The organism is Maribacter sp. MMG018 (assembly GCF_018100785.1).
Taxonomy (GTDB): domain Bacteria; phylum Bacteroidota; class Bacteroidia; order Flavobacteriales; family Flavobacteriaceae; genus Maribacter.
This window is the reverse complement of the sequence record NZ_JAGJEC010000001.1, coordinates 15,110-33,756: the sequence shown is the minus strand read 5'-3', so window position 1 is coordinate 33,756 and position 18,647 is coordinate 15,110. Positions and strand designations below refer to the sequence as shown.

At 37.9% G+C, this 18,647-nt stretch carries 18 protein-coding genes; all 18 read right to left on the bottom strand.

Going from position 1 to position 18,647, the window contains the following annotated elements:
- Positions 1-3: 3 nt before the first annotated feature.
- Positions 4-564, bottom strand: coding sequence for a LemA family protein (locus J8L85_RS00160; RefSeq protein ID WP_211013689.1), 561 nt, complete (start codon positions 562-564; stop codon positions 4-6).
- Between the two features lie 18 nt (positions 565-582).
- Positions 583-1,305, bottom strand: a complete 723-nt coding sequence (locus J8L85_RS00155; protein ID WP_211013688.1) for a hypothetical protein — start codon at positions 1,303-1,305, stop codon at positions 583-585.
- Complete coding sequence (locus J8L85_RS00150; protein WP_211013687.1) at positions 1,295-3,184, bottom strand: hypothetical protein; 1,890 nt, start codon at positions 3,182-3,184, stop codon at positions 1,295-1,297. Before J8L85_RS00150 ends, J8L85_RS00155 begins: the two co-directional genes overlap by 11 nt.
- A gap of 49 nt (positions 3,185-3,233) precedes the next feature.
- The gene (locus tag J8L85_RS00145) at positions 3,234-3,575 is read right to left on the bottom strand and encodes a hypothetical protein (protein ID WP_211013686.1); all 342 of its coding nucleotides are present in this window, start codon (positions 3,573-3,575) and stop codon (positions 3,234-3,236) included.
- Positions 3,576-4,748, bottom strand: coding sequence for a hypothetical protein (locus J8L85_RS00140; protein ID WP_211013685.1), 1,173 nt, complete (start codon positions 4,746-4,748; stop codon positions 3,576-3,578). It lies immediately after the preceding gene.
- Complete coding sequence (locus tag J8L85_RS00135; protein WP_211013684.1) at positions 4,745-5,362, bottom strand: hypothetical protein; 618 nt, start codon at positions 5,360-5,362, stop codon at positions 4,745-4,747. The genes J8L85_RS00140 and J8L85_RS00135 overlap by 4 nt, the downstream gene beginning before the upstream one ends.
- 31 nt (positions 5,363-5,393) lie before the next feature.
- A complete protein-coding gene (locus tag J8L85_RS00130; protein ID WP_211013683.1) occupies positions 5,394-6,533 on the bottom strand; it encodes a hypothetical protein in 1,140 nt (379 codons plus the stop codon).
- A gap of 25 nt (positions 6,534-6,558) precedes the next feature.
- On the bottom strand, positions 6,559-7,623 hold the full coding sequence (locus J8L85_RS00125; RefSeq protein WP_211013682.1) for a trypsin-like peptidase domain-containing protein: 1,065 nt from the start codon (positions 7,621-7,623) through the stop codon (positions 6,559-6,561).
- A gap of 10 nt (positions 7,624-7,633) precedes the next feature.
- The gene (locus J8L85_RS00120) at positions 7,634-8,839 is read right to left on the bottom strand and encodes a hypothetical protein (RefSeq protein ID WP_211013681.1); all 1,206 of its coding nucleotides are present in this window, start codon (positions 8,837-8,839) and stop codon (positions 7,634-7,636) included.
- 36 nt (positions 8,840-8,875) lie between these two features.
- Positions 8,876-9,262: a hypothetical protein gene (locus J8L85_RS00115; protein WP_211013680.1), complete on the bottom strand. Its 387-nt coding sequence runs from the start codon at positions 9,260-9,262 to the stop codon at positions 8,876-8,878.
- A gap of 70 nt (positions 9,263-9,332) precedes the next feature.
- Complete coding sequence (locus J8L85_RS00110; RefSeq protein WP_211013679.1) at positions 9,333-11,024, bottom strand: cadherin repeat domain-containing protein; 1,692 nt, start codon at positions 11,022-11,024, stop codon at positions 9,333-9,335.
- Positions 11,025-11,070: 46 nt separating this feature from the next.
- Positions 11,071-11,631 carry a hypothetical protein gene (locus J8L85_RS00105; RefSeq protein ID WP_211013678.1) on the bottom strand — a complete coding sequence of 187 codons (561 nt, stop codon included), beginning with the start codon at positions 11,629-11,631 and terminating at the stop codon, positions 11,071-11,073.
- A gap of 29 nt (positions 11,632-11,660) precedes the next feature.
- The gene (locus tag J8L85_RS00100) at positions 11,661-11,870 is read right to left on the bottom strand and encodes a hypothetical protein (protein ID WP_211013677.1); all 210 of its coding nucleotides are present in this window, start codon (positions 11,868-11,870) and stop codon (positions 11,661-11,663) included.
- A 231-nt stretch (positions 11,871-12,101) separates the two neighbouring features.
- Positions 12,102-12,839 (bottom strand): LytTR family DNA-binding domain-containing protein, encoded by a 738-nt coding sequence (locus J8L85_RS00095; RefSeq protein ID WP_211013676.1) that lies wholly within the window; start codon positions 12,837-12,839, stop codon positions 12,102-12,104.
- Positions 12,836-14,989, bottom strand: coding sequence for a tetratricopeptide repeat protein (locus J8L85_RS00090; RefSeq protein WP_211013675.1), 2,154 nt, complete (start codon positions 14,987-14,989; stop codon positions 12,836-12,838). The genes J8L85_RS00095 and J8L85_RS00090 overlap by 4 nt, the downstream gene beginning before the upstream one ends.
- A gap of 866 nt (positions 14,990-15,855) precedes the next feature.
- Positions 15,856-16,329, bottom strand: a complete 474-nt coding sequence (locus J8L85_RS00085) for a carboxymuconolactone decarboxylase family protein (RefSeq protein ID WP_247656514.1) — start codon at positions 16,327-16,329, stop codon at positions 15,856-15,858.
- Positions 16,330-16,390: 61 nt separating this feature from the next.
- Positions 16,391-17,167: an AraC family transcriptional regulator gene (locus tag J8L85_RS00080; protein WP_348771735.1), complete on the bottom strand. Its 777-nt coding sequence runs from the start codon at positions 17,165-17,167 to the stop codon at positions 16,391-16,393.
- Positions 17,168-17,380: 213 nt separating this feature from the next.
- Positions 17,381-18,589, bottom strand: a complete 1,209-nt coding sequence (locus tag J8L85_RS00075; protein WP_211013674.1) for a serine hydrolase domain-containing protein — start codon at positions 18,587-18,589, stop codon at positions 17,381-17,383.
- Between the last annotated feature and the right edge of the window lie 58 nt (positions 18,590-18,647).

Sequence of the window (18,647 nt, the reverse complement as noted above, 5' to 3'; positions counted from 1 at the left end):
GATTTATGGTTTTAAAAATTGATTAACGTTGATTTCTTTTTGTTCCGCTTTTGGAATTTCCAATAGCGTACCGGGTTGGTCTTTTCGAATACCCGCGATAATACTTGCGGGAAACATTTCTATGGTATTGTTATAGCTGGTGACCGCCGCATTATAGGCACGTCGTGCCGCGGATATCTGGTCTTCAATATCAGAAAGTTCATACTGGATGTTCGTGAATTGCTTGTCGGCCTTTAAATCGGGGTAGTTTTCCACGTTGATGTTCAACCCGCCAATAATATGCGTTAGCTCGTTTGAGGCCTTTATTTTTTCGTTCGCCCCAGAGGCTTTTTCAACAGTACTGCGTAGTTCTGTGATCTTTAGCAAGGTTTCCTTTTCATGCGCCAGATATTTGTTGAGCATGGCGATAAGGTTCGGAATCAAATCAAACCTTTTTTTAAGATAAATCTCAATGCTGCCAAAGGCTTGTTTGATTTGATTTTTTTTACCAATTATCCGGTTGTTGACAATAATGCCAGTTAGCCCGATAAGTGCTAGAATTGCAATGGCGATAATGATTTTCATATTACTTTTTTTAAATGGTTATATGCGTAACTGTTGAAATTCCCACTCAAAGGGTTTACCCAAAGACTGGATTGTTTTTAAGTGATCTAACTCAAATTTTTGTAAGGTCTCCTTATATTCACGCTCATCGTCCTCATTGCGGGTTTCGGTTATCATTTTCAGTGTTTTATTTTGAAAATCGATGCTATAATTCATTTCTTCACCCGATACCCTTTGGGCAGCACTTTCCTTATATTCGACCAATTCAAAAGCTCTATTTTGAAACCTGAAAATGTATTCGTGGGAAGACCATGTTGTACATTCGCGACATGGCCATATATAGAAATCTATCTGTAATTCACCATTTGGAAGAATTTGAAGCCCTTTAAAAGGTTCTTCCATCGTGGGTGTATTTTGGTTAATGATAAACGCGTTGGATTGAAGCACTTTCTTGAATTTTCCATTGCGTTTGCCAAAGTAGATACCCAATATCCTCGGGTTAATGTGTAGCGTATCGCTATCTGAACTGTCCTTGTAGACATATTTTTTCTCTATGGGACTTTCGATCGCAAACACGATGTCTTTATAACCGTCTCCGTTTAGATCTCCTGAAGCTTTAGATAAAATTTTCCAATTGGTCGGGATTATATTTTGCATTGACCTTCCCTTGGCGGGCAGCTCCGGCAGCATAGGTCCACTTTGGGCGTAAAACACCTGAACCAAAAAGAATGCCATCAAAAATGCTATGTTCCTAAAATTCATTTCTAATTTGTTTCAACGCCAATTCGTTGTTTTGATACACGTAAATGACATTTTTGTTGGTCTTAAGCGTGTCTTCTGAACCAGGCTTTAGAATCACTTCTTCAGATTTGAGGGCGAAAACAAGGCTACCTTCTATTTCATTTATCTCTAAAACATCTGTCAAATAATTATCCAAATTTTCATCATAGGGTTCAATGTCAAGGGTTCCTATAGACTTCAGGGTTCCGTTTTCAAGAATAAAAGCCTCACCTCCAAATGGATATTCAAATGCCATTTGACAAATAATAATGACTTTGTCCGATGCGTTGCTTTTATAAAAATGGGGCTCAAATAGATAGGCATCACCTATACCTTTCGATCGGTATACTATTTTGTTGGATGCATCCAACATTAAAAGTCTATCGCCCCAATCCGTTTCAGTATCTGGGGCTACGGTTCGTCCGTTTTCTGGTTTATAGTTTCCTGCTGCTATTTTGAATGCCTCCAACTGATAGGCGTGATCTACATCAAACCTATCTATGTGAATGCCCTCCAATTTTTCTGGATCGTACTCGGAAAATAAAATGGCCCCAGAATCATGTTCGGTATACGTACTTCCATTGAATTTCAAGACATTGTTTTTAACATGAAAGAATTTTTCTGTTTGGCATTCCCCATCATTATCTTTAAACATCTTGGTTTCGGTTATCTTGTTGTTTATCAGAATATCAAAATGGTCATTGGTCTTCTTAGTGCTCATCACCACCGCTTTTTCTTCATCTTTAAATCTTCCGTCACAATCCTCATCCCATTCTCCACGATTCATGGCAACGGTATAATTGGCAAGCACCTTGATCAAACTATCTTTTGATTTCATGAAAAGGGACAGTGTTTTATTTTGGTATGGATTGACCCTTGAGTGTCCGAAGTAGGAAACGTACAAGCCGAAAGCCACTTTGTTTTCAGTAATCTCAAGTAAATTTGGGGCAATCTGAATTTCATTTAACTCAATGGCATCAGAAATCCATTGGTTGGTCTGGTGACTTTCAAAGTACTTGTTCATTATTTTTCCAGAACGGTTGTCCGCAATAACAATGTGGCTGTTGAGGTCAAAATACTGTTCGCCTTCATCCACGACTTCTGGGATGACCACAATGCTTTCGTTGGGATTGTCTGGGGTTTCCAGAGTAGTGATCAAATCGGTCTTTGTTTGCACCCAATCCAAATTTAGGTCCGTTAAAACGCCATCGATCAGTGCAAAATTTTTAAAGGAATCGTTCAATCTTTTGACACTTACTTTTTCAATGGTGCCATTCCCCCTAATTTCATATTCAATTTCTTCTACTTCTTTGGTGTTGCCCCAAAATATTTTGTTTACCGTTAGTTTGCTTTCGCTAATTCGGGAGACAGTCCTGGACATGCCTTCGGCTATTTCATCGAAAGCTACTTGTTTGTGGTCTATGATGTTCCCCTCCGTATCATAATTGATTATAATCGTCTCCATTTCATGGTCTCCGTGTTGAATGGTTGTTACAATGGTGTGAAAATTTGTATTCACAGGTATCTTATAGATGGTGATCGCCCTGTAATTATGACCTTCCGAATTAAAATCAGGATAGATTTGGTCCAGTTTCAAAGCTTTGGCATCTACCTCATCATAATCGTCTTCATCGATAAAACTGTCAAAATTCGTGTCTTCGATGTGTGGCAATTTTTTAGTTTGGCTGTTGGCAATTACTTCGGCAAAATCTAAATGCACGCTCTTAGGTAAGGTGTCCAAAGCCGTTTCAATGATTTCAACGGCGCCTTGGGTTTCGATCTCCGGTTTTTTTTTCGTTTTGGAGCCATGGCCACAGGAGATTGTAAGTACTAGTATGGCTATGTGATATTGAATTTTCATTTAATGCCGATTATGGTTTATATAAATCCACTGTTTTTAGTTTCTTATACTATATTACGTCAATCACTTTTTCGAGTAAATAATGCACTATGGAAACGAGTACAGTAATCATTAGCAATACCGCCAAACGGATAACCGTCCTTTTCGGGTTGTTTTTCAGTTTCTTTCGTAGGTAAAAAATATCTAACAACACGAAGCATAATGCAATGGCGCTCCCAACCCACAGACCAACTTGAATCATCCCTATATCATAAAATAGATGTAGCAAATAGCCCAATCCTTCTTCGTTTACCGTATTGGCTCCTAAGACCAAACGCATATAGCCAATGCCTATGAACAGGCACAACAGCGTCCAAAATAGATAGGCCAATATGTATTTTAAAATTCGCATCTATAACATTTCTTTCGTGCAAACAGTGTCTTTTTCAACTTCATCGGGCATCCCCTTTAGTTTCTCAAAAAAATGGGTGTCGGCCATATCTAGTCCTTGCGCTACATCGCATACATAGATAAAAGCATCTTTTTGATTGCCGTTTCGGGTTCTGTAGACCGAATTGGTCAGTATCCAACTATTCTTGTTAAAGGCTATGTGATGGTAGGCCTCGTTTAGTCCGCCATCAGGAAAGGCAGTTTTAATGAAAAAACCATCGGGTTCTGCGACCACATCAACAATTTGATTGCCTCCATCTTCAGAAAAATTGGTGGTTTTTAAAGCGAATTGGTATGCTTCCCCTTCATTTTTAAAGAGCAATAGTTCGTCTCCTTGATAAGGCCCTGCACTTACTATTTTATCGACTATGCCATCGTTGTTGATGTCAATATCCCTGATAAAAAAGTGCTCGTTTTCCATGTAATCCGATAAGGTGTAGGTGCCATTGGTTCGGTCATCTGGAAATGGGTCCGGATTTTCATTGTCATCAAAAAACGCTGTTTCAAATAAATCTTCTAAAATCTGTTTTTTCGAAGTAGTTAAATGGGATGCAAAATCAGCATCAAATTTTGGATGTGGCCCGTCAAAGAGAAAGAATAGCACCGATTTTGCCTTTTCGTTACTTAGCTCGTTTATCAGGTAATATTTTTTGTATTCCCTTAAATAGTTTAGCACATGGTGTTGAAAGTAGTTGACCCCATCTGCTTCCCATTGTCCGTTCTCACAAATACGGATAATGTTTTTTTCATAACTAGGGTATTTGTTGGTTCGCAGCAGATAAAACAAGTATTCGATATAATGTACACTGTGTTCGTAAAGTTCATGGGGAGCGTCATTTGGTGTATCCCAGCCAAAATAGCTTTGAAACTGTTCAAAATCTTGAGGAAACTGCCGTAGAAATTCTTCTTCATCCTTATCTTCCATGGATTTATACAGGTTTAGGATGCTGATTTCCATTGGACTTTTTTCTTGAGCCCCAGCTGGAGCTTCCCATTCGTCCGCGTTTAAGTTTTCTGAAGCTTCCATAAAGAGGGCATTCACCGAATCTTTAGCTTTTTGCTCTTTTTCAGCGCGCTTGTTCTCCTGACCACAAGACAGTAATAAGATTGCTAGAAATACAACTTGAAACTTCATTTTACACGTTTTGTTTTAGGATAAATACCATTTGAAAAAATATTCTTTAGGCTATCGGCTTTGAAGAATTCACCTTCTTTGAAGTAATTGATTTCGCCACAGTATAGGGTTGAATCATTTAGGCATGGGTCATAATAAAACTCAGCCAAGCGGTAATCCCGGTACATACCCAGTTCTTCGCTTACAAAGCCCCCAAAATCTTCTTCATGGTCAATAAAATAGCCTGTGCCAGCTTCCCCAATAAAACCAAATGTCGTTCCCCCGTATTCATAAAAATAAATCCCATTTTCGCCGGTATACGAAAGTGGTTTTCCGGTTTTATGCTCTGTCCGTAGGTGCACCTTTATTTTTTCTTGTATGGCATTCTGTACTACGGAATAATCTTTATCCGGATATTTTACCAAATACAAATTGGGATATACGTTTGACTGAATAAACCGCATATCCTTAAAAAAGAAGTGGTGGATTACCAGTCCCGTCGCACCAAATACCAACACGGCCAAAACTGCCTGAACCCGTCTTTTGCTTTTTAAGGTCCACTTGAAAAACCTAAAGGCAAGGATCAATAGCAGAATTGCTACAATAATCAGTATGGCAATGACTAGTATGAACACAACGTTGGCTTATTTTTAATATTAAAATAACTCAATGGCTTTTTGGATTATTAGGAAAATGAACATTTACTTTATCTATCTCAACGGTATACAATGGGTTTTGCATGAAATCAGCACTCTCATGTGCAACCCGGATCAAGTACCCTCCCTTCTTTAATTTTTCTCGATATTGACCATGTAATTTTCCCTTTTTGTTGAGGTATTCTTCCATGGTGAAAAAACCATTGTTTTCTAGCACGGAGAAACGGAAATCCATACCCTTTATCTTTGACTTCATACGGATTGAAACTTCGGCATCTTCCTCCAAAAAGAACAAGAAAAAGGTGGCATTGGCATAAAAGGCATCGGTAAGGGAAGAATAGGATTGAGGCTCATCAATAGTTACAGCATTTGCGTAAAAAGAGGGCTCCACAAAGTTGATGATTTGATTTTGCCCATTTTTATTAGGTTTTTGATACGAGTACAATCCACCTTTGAACATAAATCTTAAAACGGGATTTTTTTGCTTTAAGTCTATAGCATAGCTGATTTTTGTTGGATATATGGTTTTGTACCATTGCTTATCAGCTTCTAAACCATGAGCATATGATACATGTTCTAGGTAAGCATTTTTAGTATTGATTTCGATTGGATAAACACTTTCCAACACATAATCTATATTTCGAAAGTCTTTTAGTTCTTCGTTGATTTTTTCTTGTGTTTCGCCTTGAAACATGTAAAAACGGGTCATAAATCGTCCGTTTTTCTTAAAAACCCAATTTTCAACACCCATCTCGTTTTGAATTCCAAAATGGATAAACTTTCCTTTTTCTGCTTTATAAAGGGGTTTTAGGTCTGCTGTTCGGTTGGAGCAGCCCGCGCACTCCGCTTGAATAAAATTTGCTAAAATTGATGTTGACTTTCTCCAATCGTCTAAAAGCACGATTTCTTTTTCTTCAAGCAAATCAGAAACTGATTTTGAACCATTCTCATTCGTTATTTCTTGAAATGGATACATTACGGAATCCAATTTCTTAAAAACTACTTTTTCTCCAGAAGTTGGCACTAATGCTTTACATGAAACAAATAATAGGGCAATGAACAGCATAGCACTAAACTTTATTAAGAATGTGCCATGCTGTGAAATATTATATTGTGGAACCATTGATCCTTTCAAGTTTACCTGTTTCAAGTAATAATTTTTGGCTTTCGTAGCACTATTTGCTGTAATGTGTCATTTCCGCTCCAAAATCGTTTACAAATGTATTGTCCAGTTCATCGGCTTTGGTGGCAAGCTGGGCCAGACATTCCAGAATTTCATTTTTATGGTCGGAATACAAATCACTGATATGGATGCGATACGATAAGTAGATCTGATTATCGGAAATGGACAATCGATGCGGACCCATATCCGCGGTTAGGATGTACTCATAAATCTCAGCCAGATTTTTACGGGGCAAGTCGTTTAGGGGAGAGGTAGCGAATAGATAATTGTTGTCATAAACGAATATGCGTATCTCTGCACTGCCTTGGTGAAAATACCAACGCTCTCTGCCCGACCTTGCCAAAATGGGATTGATATCGAGTTTGGATATGGCTTCCTCCACCTTTAGACTGAAATCGGAAAGTTCCATTTCTTCGAATAATTTTTCGTCTACAAGTGTGCCACAATTGGGGCAGTAATCGGTCTTTTCTTCAATAAGTCCCCCACAGTTGGAACAACCAAGGGTAAAGGCATCCGACATATCATTGACTATCGTTAATTCTTCCCGAAGGGTTTCCATGGGAATGGCAAAACCCATGTTGTCGGCATCGGAAAATTTTGAGGTCACAATCCCCATTAACTCCCCTTTTTCATTGATTACCGGCCCACCGCTATTTCCTGGATTGATGGCGGCGTCCGTTTGAATATAATAGTTGCCTCCTATACTTTGGCGTGGATTTGAAACAATACCTTCGGTAACTGTAAATGGCATACCGTAAGGATAGCCCAAGACAATCACCTTGTCTCTTGATTTTGATTCTGTCCGATGTTCAATTACCACCGTTTCAATAGGTTTTGGAAGGTCGTTAGCTCGCAAAAACGCAATGTCCTTTCCCGGATTTACATAAAGCACTTGGGTCAAGTACCTGTTTTTATCTTTCCCTTCCAGGCTAACGGTATGACAACCCGCCACCACGTGGTAGTTTGTGATGATAATATCATTTTCTTTATTGTAAAAACCTGTGCCCGTGCCGTTTGCAGTATTTATCTTAAATACCGAACTTTCTATATTCTTCATGATTCCTTGCTTAATTGGTTTTAAAGTTTGCCATGATCTTTTGCATGGCCGCCATAGATTGTTGCATTTGTTCGCCCATCAGTTTTGTAAGGTCCATACCGTAATCGGCATCCATAAAGGTATCTTCCATGATGTCTTGCATACCCTTTAAAAGGATGGGGGCCGCTTGGCTCCATGGCAAATCACTAGCTTGTGATAGGGCGTCGGTGATGGGTTTGCTGATTTCTTCGTTTACCAAATTGTAAAAGAACATATTGTAAAAACAGGACTGTATAAGATTGGAAGCATCCTCGAATCTGGAGTTGGCGATCATTTCCTGCGCTTCTTCATAATTTTCTTGCCAATTTTCTCTGATGTTTTCCTTTTTTCCGCTGTATTTATAGGGAATAAAGGTTTCTGTCTGATAGAGGTCGGCCATGAATTGCTCCTTAGGGAGTTCTTTCAATTTTTCCAAGGCCGATTTTCCATTCAGCAATCGGTCATGAAATGGTAGCCTACCATCAAAAAGTCCGTCTATCGCCTTTTCCAATAGGGTACGTACATACCCTTGGGGCTCTGCATGAAACTCTATCTTTTTTAAGGTGATGTTCAACATGTACCATGCATTGTTTCCATGCCGTTTTTCCATGTACCGGTCAAATCGTTGTAGGCCATCGTCCAAAATTTTTAGATAATTATCGTAAGCTTCCTGTTTACTGTTTTCTGGAAAAGGGGTTGTTTTTGGCTCTTGTATGTGGGCTGCACCAAATTTTTCTATAAACTCGTCGTCATAGCTATCTGCGTAATAGCATATTTCCCGAAGCACCCCATAGATTTTGTACGGTTCACAAAGACTTATTGGACATGAAAAAGAAAAATACACCAAATGATTGTCCAAGACTATATTGGTCAAATTGAGCGGATACATTCTGAGTTCTGCCAATTTTCGCATCATGGGTACTTTTTTGGCATTTTTTATGTTCAAAAAAGGACATTTGATCAACAGTTCATCAGTTGTTTGGGTAATGGATACCACTACCGACCCATGGGGTATTTCGTAGGTGTCACCTTTTTTTTTGCCGGAAAGATGATTCCCGACATAATCCAATAGGGTAGGCACTACCTCGTTATATTGTTTACTGTTAAAAAGAGCTACTGCCTCGTCCCATTTTTCATCCTGCCTTGTCGATGATTTTTTAGGATGTATTGGTGGAAAATACTTGTTGCTTTTATCCATTATTGTTATGTGATTAATTGGATTACATTATTAATTTTAGGCCGCTAAACTTTTAATTTTGCCCTCCAATTCCTCAAAGGCTTGCTGCTGCGATTTTACCAAGACGGCCTGTTTTATGGCTCCGGTAATCACTTCTAAGATGCTTCTGCGAGCCTTTACACTTTTTCCGAAATAGGCGTGCATTAGTTTATTGGGAATGATATGGTTTACTTTCACCGTGTTTTCATTCACAAAAAGTAACTTAACAGCGTGCATGCCACTTTTTTTAAGTACAATACATTGTGCCATTTGTCCGCTGGTGTCCGTACGATGTTCCCAAACATCATATTCTTTTGAACACTCAAAACCGGATTCTTTTTTTAAGACTTCATAGAGTTCCTCTAAAGAATTGTATGGTTGTTTTATTTGAATTAAGTTCTCCATTGGTTGTATGATTTTGGTTATAAATAAAAAGCCACAGATGGTTTTGACCATCTGTGGCGGTGCTTTGTTTTTAAAAGTCGGTAAAAGACCGGATTGGCAATACGGTGAAATTTGCAGTATTTTTAGGAAGGGCTATGGGAGCACTACCCCCTAAAAAAGCTATATAAGCATCATTTGCATTAACTTCTGTAGAAGTCCATACTGTACTAAAAAGGGCGCTTCCTCCATTGGCGAGTATCGTCGGTGCAATGTAATCGTCGTAGTTTATCGCTATTTCATTGAATTCATCCACACTTGGTAAAAACCAATCATCATAACCATTCCAATCCAAATTGGAAATAGTTAATGCGGCAGATGGAATACAACCTGCGGCAATAATTGCCTCAGAATTGGTTTCTCCTGTTCCGATACCACTTCCAGAAGCCCCTGTTAGTATACCTGAACAACCCCAGGCGTTAACGGTTAGACCTGAAATTGCACAAACCAAGCCTTCACTATTGTTACTTGCAGGGTCTATCCAAAAAATAACACCACCATACTTGAATTCCCCAATCTCGTTCAAGTCATTAAGTTCTACGAACGCATTGGCGGAAACTGTTTCGGTACCATTGCTTACCGAAATGGTGGCCAACATATTGGGGTTGGTTTCAAAATCGAAAAGGGTTTCATCCGCTACGGACAATTCACCTGTATTCTGATCTATCGTAAATGCACCAGCTGGATTCTGGAACGTAATGGTATATATTAAATTGGAACCACTGGCCTGTATGGTTCCCACAACATCGCCATTGGAAGGGTTTTCATCTATGGTCAAATCCGTATTTGTGGCAGATACTTCGTCTACATCGTTTAGATTGATGGTGGCCGTGGCCGTAGCTGTTTCTGCACCATCTGTCACTGAAATCTCAGCTGTAATCACGGGGTTGGTCTCAAAATCGAATAGGTTGGGGTCAATTACCGTTAATTCTCCCGAAGCGGCATCAATGGTCATGGCGCCCATGGGTGATTGCGAGGTAAATGAAAACGCTAAAGTACTATTGCTGTTGGCCTGTACCGTTCCTAAAACCTGTCCGTCCGTTGGATTTTCATCAATGGAGACCGTAAGGTCTTGGGCCGTTACTTCAATTACATTCTCAAGGTTCACCGTAACGGTTACCGGATTATCTGCATCTTCAATAGAAACGGTCGCTGTCAGTACAGGATTGGTTTCAAAGTCGAATAGCGAAGCATCCAATACGGTAAGTTCGCCCGAATTGAAATCAATATCCATAGCACCGCTCGGTGTCTGGGACGTAATGGCAAAGCCCGAAGCATTGCCAATGGTCTGAAGACTGCCTATAACTTGCCCTTCGGCAGGATTTTCATCTATGGTCACCTCTAAATTCTGAGCGGAAACCTCATTCACATTATTCAAGTTTATGGTAATGCTTGCTGAATTTTCAGCATTGTCCGCGGTAACGGTTGCCGTAATCGTAGGATGAGTCTCGAAATCGAATAAGGTCGCATTGGCTACAGTAAGTTCACCAGTAGAACCGTCAATATTCAAAGCTCCCGCAGGTGCTTGTGAGACGATATTAAAATTTGTGGTGGAAACATCGGTTTGTACGGTGCCCACGGGATCACCTTCTTGGGGATTTTCATCTAGGGTTACCTCTAAATCCGACAGTGTTACGGTTACAGCTCCATCATCATCATTGTTGCAGGCAACACATAGAAAAAGTACACTTACGGCCAAGTAAATAGTTTTAAGTTTATTGTTCATGATTGTTTTGGTTAAATTAATTTAATTGAGGAATAGGTTCGGAATTTTAGTAGTCCATTTCAATTAATGAACCGTCCATTTTGTATGAAAAAGTAAAAGAAGTCCCCCCATTTTCAGGCTGCAGTTTTACGATGTATTGGGCATCACTCACATCACCGTTCTTTGGGTATTTGACAAAAGCCATTTCAAGTCGGGGGTTCTCGATGTCTTTCTCCGCCTTTAATTGCTCACTCGATTTTTCAACGAGTTCTCCTAATTTCCCAAGACTGATTTTTTCACCCAATTGAAACATAAAATCTGCCGCCTTGGTACCCTCTGGTATTTCCAAGGTTACTTCGGAAGTTTGGTTCCAGTTGCCCAATGAGTAGGTCCATTGCCCCATTTTTAACGATTCAGGGGCATCGGTTACCGTGGTCGAAATGCTATTACCGATGGTTTCATTGTAAATGATAGTCAAATCCGTATAGTAGGCACTATCCCCAAATTCACTTTTCAGTTCTTTCTCAATGCCCGCAAAGCCATCGGCGTTGGCAGGTAGTTTTGTCGTGTCTCCTCCACAGGAAACCAGTGTTATCGCTATCATTAAAATTATCAACTGTATTTTCATTTTTATACTTTTTTTATGTTGATTGACTCTTACTCTTCTGCTTTTCCAAATAGAAAAAACAGCGCGCCACCTGCTAGAATCAATACTATCCTGAGCACCCATCCCGTGGTACTGCCCCAGCTATCTATCCAAGCAAGTAATCTGATGTTGTAATTAAAAATTGACAAAAGGGCAGAAATTAGGCCCATAGCTGCAAGTACAAGGCCTCCTTGGCCTAGTTTGGATTTGATGTTTTCCATTAAGATTTGATTTTAATATTTCTTGATAAGCACCATTGGAAAAGTGTGATTTTCGAAGCGGGCTTAAGTAAGAAATGGTTTGGTCAGGGTAAAGATGGGTCAATGGCATTTCCTATGAAATAGCCAATCTATTTTCGTGAGCCGGGAATCATTATTCGTGCGAAGTAAGGAAATATGCGTTTTTGAAGAGATAGCTATTTCCGGTAATCTTGATCATTGGGGCAATAGTTCTCAATGACTATTGTATTTCAAAAAAGTGGTTACAAAAGCTTCCTTTTTTCGGGAGGAGACAGGAATTTTTTGACCATTCTTTAAATAGATGACGCCCGACTTATCGTATTTGTCTATGAATTTCAAGTTTACCATGAAAGACTGGTGGGGCCGGGTGAAATTGACTTTTTCAAGTTTCTCCTCGTATTCCTTTAATGGTTTGGAAGCCACGTATTTTTTATTATTGGCCAAGTAGAATGTCGTATACCCCTTGTCGGATTCGCAGTACAATAATTCTTGCAGGTTTATGACCTGAAAACTGTCGCTGAGCGAAAGAACCAAAGTAGCATCATCTTGATACCAAACTTTTTTTGCCGTATTTATTTGCTCTTTTTGTTCGGTAATAGGTAAGGTCTTTATCTTTTTTAAGGCCAAATCCAATTCTTCAACGTCAACAGGTTTTAAAAGATAATCTACGGCACCAGCCTTAAGTGCCTTCAAAGCATATTCTTCATAGGCGGTAATGAATATGGTTTTGAAGCTAAGGTGCTCGGTTTGGTCGAGAAAGTCGAATCCAGTACCGTCTGTGAGATTTATGTCCAGAAATATCAATTCTGGTTTACAGGCATTAGAGACCACAACGGCCTCCTTGACCGTAGCACATTCACCTATGATTTCTATATTGGTTTCAACCGTTTCCAAAAGATTTATCAAGCCTTTTCTAATATAGGCTTTGTCCTCAACGATAAGTGCTTTCATGAATTCTTTATTATTTTATAGGGAATGATCAAAGTAACTTTGGTTCCTTGCTCATTATATTTTTTTCTATCCTCGACAAATACGGATCCTGGCATGTTGAAATCTTTGGCCAAAAGGTTTAGCCGCTCACTGGTAATGGTGGTGGCCAACGATTTCTTTTTGGTATTGGTTTTATTTGAAATGGCATCGATTCCAATACCATTGTCCGTTATGGCACAGCTTAGTTTTTTGTCCTTAAAAGAGAGGTGAACCTCTATTTCCCGATGTTCTTGATTAGTAGAAAAAGCATGTTCTATAGCATTTTCAATAAAGGGCTGAATGAGCATGGGAGGAACCAAAAAGAGATTGATATTTATGTTTTCATCCACCACTAAACTATAGTCATAAGGTGAATTGGCATCCATATTTTGTAAGATCATATAATTGTCTATGGCATCCAATTCTTGAATGAGGGGAACTATTTTGTCCCTTGAATTTTCTAGAACAAGTCGTAGTAGTTTCGAGAACTTTGATAGATAGGTAATTGATTTTTTCTCTTCTTTGTTCAAGATCATGCCCTGCAAGACTGAAAGTGAATTAAATATAAAATGTGGAGTCATTTGCGAGCGCAATAACCTTTGTTCGGTAATAATATTTTGGTTTTTTACTTTAACGTTCTTGTATTTTTGATAGAATACCAAAGAACCTGACAGGATAGAGATAACCAAAATGCCGATAACGGCCCAAAGGTAATTTTGTTTGGTCTTTGCAAGGTCTTGTGAAGTGCTCATTACCGTTTTGGTAAGTTTTAATTCGCGAATACTAGCAGAATCCAATGCCTGCTTGTATTTGTATTCGTATTCCAACTGGGCAATTTTTTCGATATTTTCTTTGTTAAAAAGGCTGTCGTTCAATAATTTGAATTGCTGATGACTTTCAAGGGCTTTTTTATAGTTCCCCTTTGCTTTATATATGGTTGCCATTGTTTTGTATACCAATATTTGCTGAGGCAGAAGTTCTAGTTCATTTGCTATTTTTTTTCCGTTCTCGGCGTGTATTAGAGCATTGGAATAATCTTTGAGCGAAACATAAGTTTTTGCCAATCCAATATGGGCATGGCAGCTATAGATCTTATCCTCAATCGATTCACTTATCTCTAAACAAGCTTTATAATGTTTTAAGGCATTTTTAGGTTGATCCATTAAAAAGTACAAATCCCCAAGTTGAAAATAACCCCCACTTAATTCTGTTTTATCATTGATTTCTTTGCTAAGGTTTATAGATTTTGTCATATACAACAGGGCGTTTTCAAAATCTTTTAAATCTGCATAAACCGCACCCTTGTTGATCAATGTTCTGGAAATCTGTTTCTTATCATCTAATTCCCTATAAATATTTAGTGCAATATCTAGATAATCTAGTGTTTTGTCGTACTGTTTCAATTCATAATAAACCGCACTTATGTTATAAGAAGAAACGGCAATATCTTCCTTTTCATCATTTGCAATATGTATGCTCAAACACTTATTAAAATAAGTTAGGGCTTCTGTATATCTACCTTGATTAAGGCAAATAGCACCAATGTTGTTTAAAATGTCCAAGTTTAATTTTTCCTCACCTAATTGTTCACTTATATCAGCTGCCTTTTTAAACAGGTCGATAGCTTCATCAAAATTTCCTTTTCTGTACCTGGAGGTTCCAATTTGATTATACATATTTGCCTGAACTAATGAGTCACCATTTTTAATGCTTAGTTCAAGTACTGTATTATAAAAGTCGGCAGCCTTATCAAATTTACCGTTTAAGTATGCTATTTTTCCCAAAGATGTATAGGAAGCATAAATACAATCCGGGTCCTTCAGTTCCTTACATATTTCGAAGGCTTTAAGCGTATAGTTTTCGGCATTGTCTCGTTCACCGTTTTTTAAGGCATTGTTGCTTAATCTTAGTAGACTGTTTGCAGCTCCCTTTTTGTAATTAAGCTCTTTGGCCAAATCATAGGCTTCTTGAGCTTTTTCGTTGGATCGGTTTATATCTGATGTAGAATAACTTTTAGAAAGCTCTATTAACAAATTAACTTTTGCAGTGTCTTTTTTGGTATGAAATGCCAATTCTTTCTGTAAGCTGTCTATTTTAATGTCCTGTGCCCTTACTGTGCTTGTGATTAGCAAAAAAATGAGAATAAAAGTTTGGATAGGAGAATTTTGATTCCAAAAAATCGACGTAATTCTATTGATCCCTATGTTGGCTATTTTACATAAGAGATGCATAATCAAAATAATAAAAAATTTAATACGTATGGTTTGCTCATTTTCTTATTGGCTGAAAGGTTTGACTTAAAACAAAATACGGGTTTTTAATCTCCTTCAGAAAATATAAGCGTAATTTTCTTGGTGGTGGACTACGATCAATTTATATACGTAATGCTTGAATAAATATTTGCAAGGGCAGGATGTTTATTTGTTTCGTAACATGAAATCAATAAATTCTGGAACTTAACCAAATCTCATCTATAACTTTTGAACATGGATCCTATAGGTTCTTGTAGCGTTCCGGCAGATAAGCGTAAAGCAAGAACATGATAGGGCGCAACCTACTCCATTGATTTCAGTAGCCAATGTCTTTAGTAATTTAAAGGCCATGTCCTTTTCTTTGGCATGGGCCTTTATCCAAGATAGGATTCCACATAGTTCCCCACACTGCAGTTGTAGGTACTGCCCATTTTCTGCACTGAGATGGTAAGGTACATTGGCGTTATCTTAATTGGTATTTGTGGCTTTCAAAATCCCCAATGCCCCTAGTCCATTGTTTTTTTTCCAAAACCTCAAACTTTCGTTTTGGTTTTTTGCAAAAACAAAAAATCATGTTTCTGCGTTCATTATTAGTGTAGTACGAACGTAAAATGGAGGTCTACGTAACTGTTTAGGTGTCATATCCCTTTTGTAGTCACCGTTTTCATCACTGAAACAGAAATACGTGTCACTCATTCGGTAATCTGGTTTTTCTTATTGCGGCTTATATATAATGTTGTAAGCAGTTATTTTTTTATTTTTCTTTCCTCTATGACCTCTTTCAATGCCAAAGTTCCGTTCAGAGCAGAAGGAAATCCTGCATAAACCGACATTAAAATCATAATTTCGGACAATTCTTCTTCGGTCACTCCTACATTCAAAGCGGCGTTGATGTGTACTTTTAATTGAGGTCTTGCATTTCCCATTGCAGCTAAAGCTGCAACAACGGCAATTTCCTTTGTTCGGTTGTTCAAAGTGGTTTCTCGGCTGTAAACATCTCCAAAAGGATATTCAATTGTGTATTTTGCTAAATCTGGCGAAACGCCTTTTAAGCTTTCAATTACTTTTTTTCCTGCCTCTCCGTCAATCTCTTTTAGTTTTTTCCAACCCCTTTCAAATCGTTCCGTTTTTGTACTGTCCATTTTTGTTTGATTTTTTGTTTGCCCATATGCACTTACGGCAATGAATAAAGTGAATATTAAAATTGATAGATATTTCATTCTGTTTTTAGGCAAAAATAGGGGGTGAAAGAAGTTTGCTTACAGGACTTTTTCCAGATTTTCAGGCACTTTTAAATTCGGTGGGCGAAAGGTTTGCTTTCTGTTTGAATATTCTTGAAAAATATGAACTATCCTCAAATCCTAATCGAAATGCGATTTCCTTTACCGATAGATCAGTGAAATAAAGCAATCGTTTGGCTTCCGTTATTTTCTTTTCCAAAATGATTGTTTTAGGACTTTGTCCATAATTTTCTTTGCAGATTTCGTTGAGTTTATCAACGCTCAAATTTAATTTTGACGCATATTCGTTTACAGAAATATTTTCGCAAATATTGTCTGATACTAACTTTGAAAACTCTAAAATAGTTTTTGGTTTGATTTCCTTGTTTTTAGGATTTTCATTTGATAACCTTTTTAGTTGAAGTAACAAGTACTGAATTCCTTGCACGATTGTTTTTTCGCTCAATTTGTCATTTATATTGAACTCTTCGATAAGATTTTCAAATAAAGGTTTTAGAAATTGTGTGTTTTTGTCGGATAAATCAAAAAAAGGGTCGTCTACAAAATCTGTTGTTTCTTTTAAAAAATGCTTGTCAAAAACGATAATATAACCATTCGAGTTTTTGGAATAGGACCAATTATGAACCTGTTTGGGTCGCATCAAGAAAAGCCTGTTGTGTTTGATTTCATATTCCGAAAAGTCAATTACATTGATTCCTGTACTTTTTTTGAACCAAACAAGTGAATAAAAATCGTGCCTATGTGGCCATTCTACATTTGGGTCTTCTGTTCCCTCAAAAGTTCCAACGTAGAAAAATTTTTCTTTTGGATTGGATATTATAATGTCTGATATGGAATATTCTTTAAGCAGGACGTTTGTTTTAATTGCTTACAATGGTTTGGCTATGCTTAGTTGCATGGGTTTGCTGTTAACTTTGCAAGTACACGCCAAACTGATAATCCGCTAGGATTTTCAGAAGTTGGCGATAAAAAGCAATTACTTATAGTCATTGTTGGCATTAGTTATTTTTTTCGATTCAATTCTTTTTCTTTACTCACGCATCCACATTGCTGGCCAATTATATTCTCTTGAAATGGCTCTTATTATTTCGTGAATCAAAGGAAAACCGTTATCCGAGTTTGTCATAATGACCGCTCCACGTCCCGTGTCGGCAAAAGAGACTGCATAACAAACAAATCCTGCGTTTCCTCCCGTGTGTCTAAAACGAAAGGCTTTTCCTTCTCCGTCTATACCTATTCCAATTCCGCCTGCATTTGGTACTCTAGTCATCATTGTCTTCGCCGATTCTTGACTTAATAAGCGATTGTCTTCTCCTCGATATGATTTCCCCAACGCTATCATAAAATGGGCTAAATCCGTTGGATTGGTCCAAAGTCCTGCCGCTGCTTTTTCGGGATAGATACGATAGCCTCCATTTATAACGTTCCCGTTTTCATCATAACCATTAGCTGTTAAACTGCCCAACTTTTCAGGAAGCGGGTAAGCAAAGGAACTGTTAATCATTTCAGTTGGTTTAAGAACTAAAATGTTTAGTAGTTGGGCAAATTCTTCTCCAGTTACATCCTCCATTAACATTTGCAACACTTCCATTCCACCACCTGAATATAATTCAGATTCTCCGGGCTTTTGAATAACACGTACAGGCTCAGAATTTGTCATTTCACTTCCTTGTAATATTTCTATTAATGTTGGGATTGAATCTTTTTTATTATAGCCTTGAAAGCCAGATGTGCCTAAACCAGAAGTATGACTCATTATTCTACTTGGTGTCACTTTTTCTATTTTGGTAAATTCATTATTTGGAACTTGCCACCTTTTTAATTTTGAGTTAACATCTTCATTAAGAGAAATTTTGTTTTCTTCTATCAATTTAAATGCGGCAACACTTGCGATTGGTTTAGAAATTGATGCTGCTTGGAAGAGAGTGTTCTCGTTTACGTCTTCTCCTGTTTCTTTATTTTTTTTACCATAACCTTTTGACCATAGGATTTTATTGTTGTCGAAAACAGTTATACTAACTCCTGGAATTTTTAGAGCTTCCATTCTTGATTCAATGGTCGTGGCTGTCGAATCATTTTTGTTATTTTCGTCTATTTTATAAATGTTACTTTCGACCCTTTGTTGAATAGAGGTTTCTTTCTCTTTTAAGTCGTTTGTAATTTCTTTTTTCTTATTTGATTGGCAAGATGATAATGCAACAATTGTAATAGCAATTAAACTAAATTTCATTTTATTCATAATGTGATTGTTCTTTAGTTTTGGAAAGACGACAATCTTTTTTGAATGTTGCAATTTC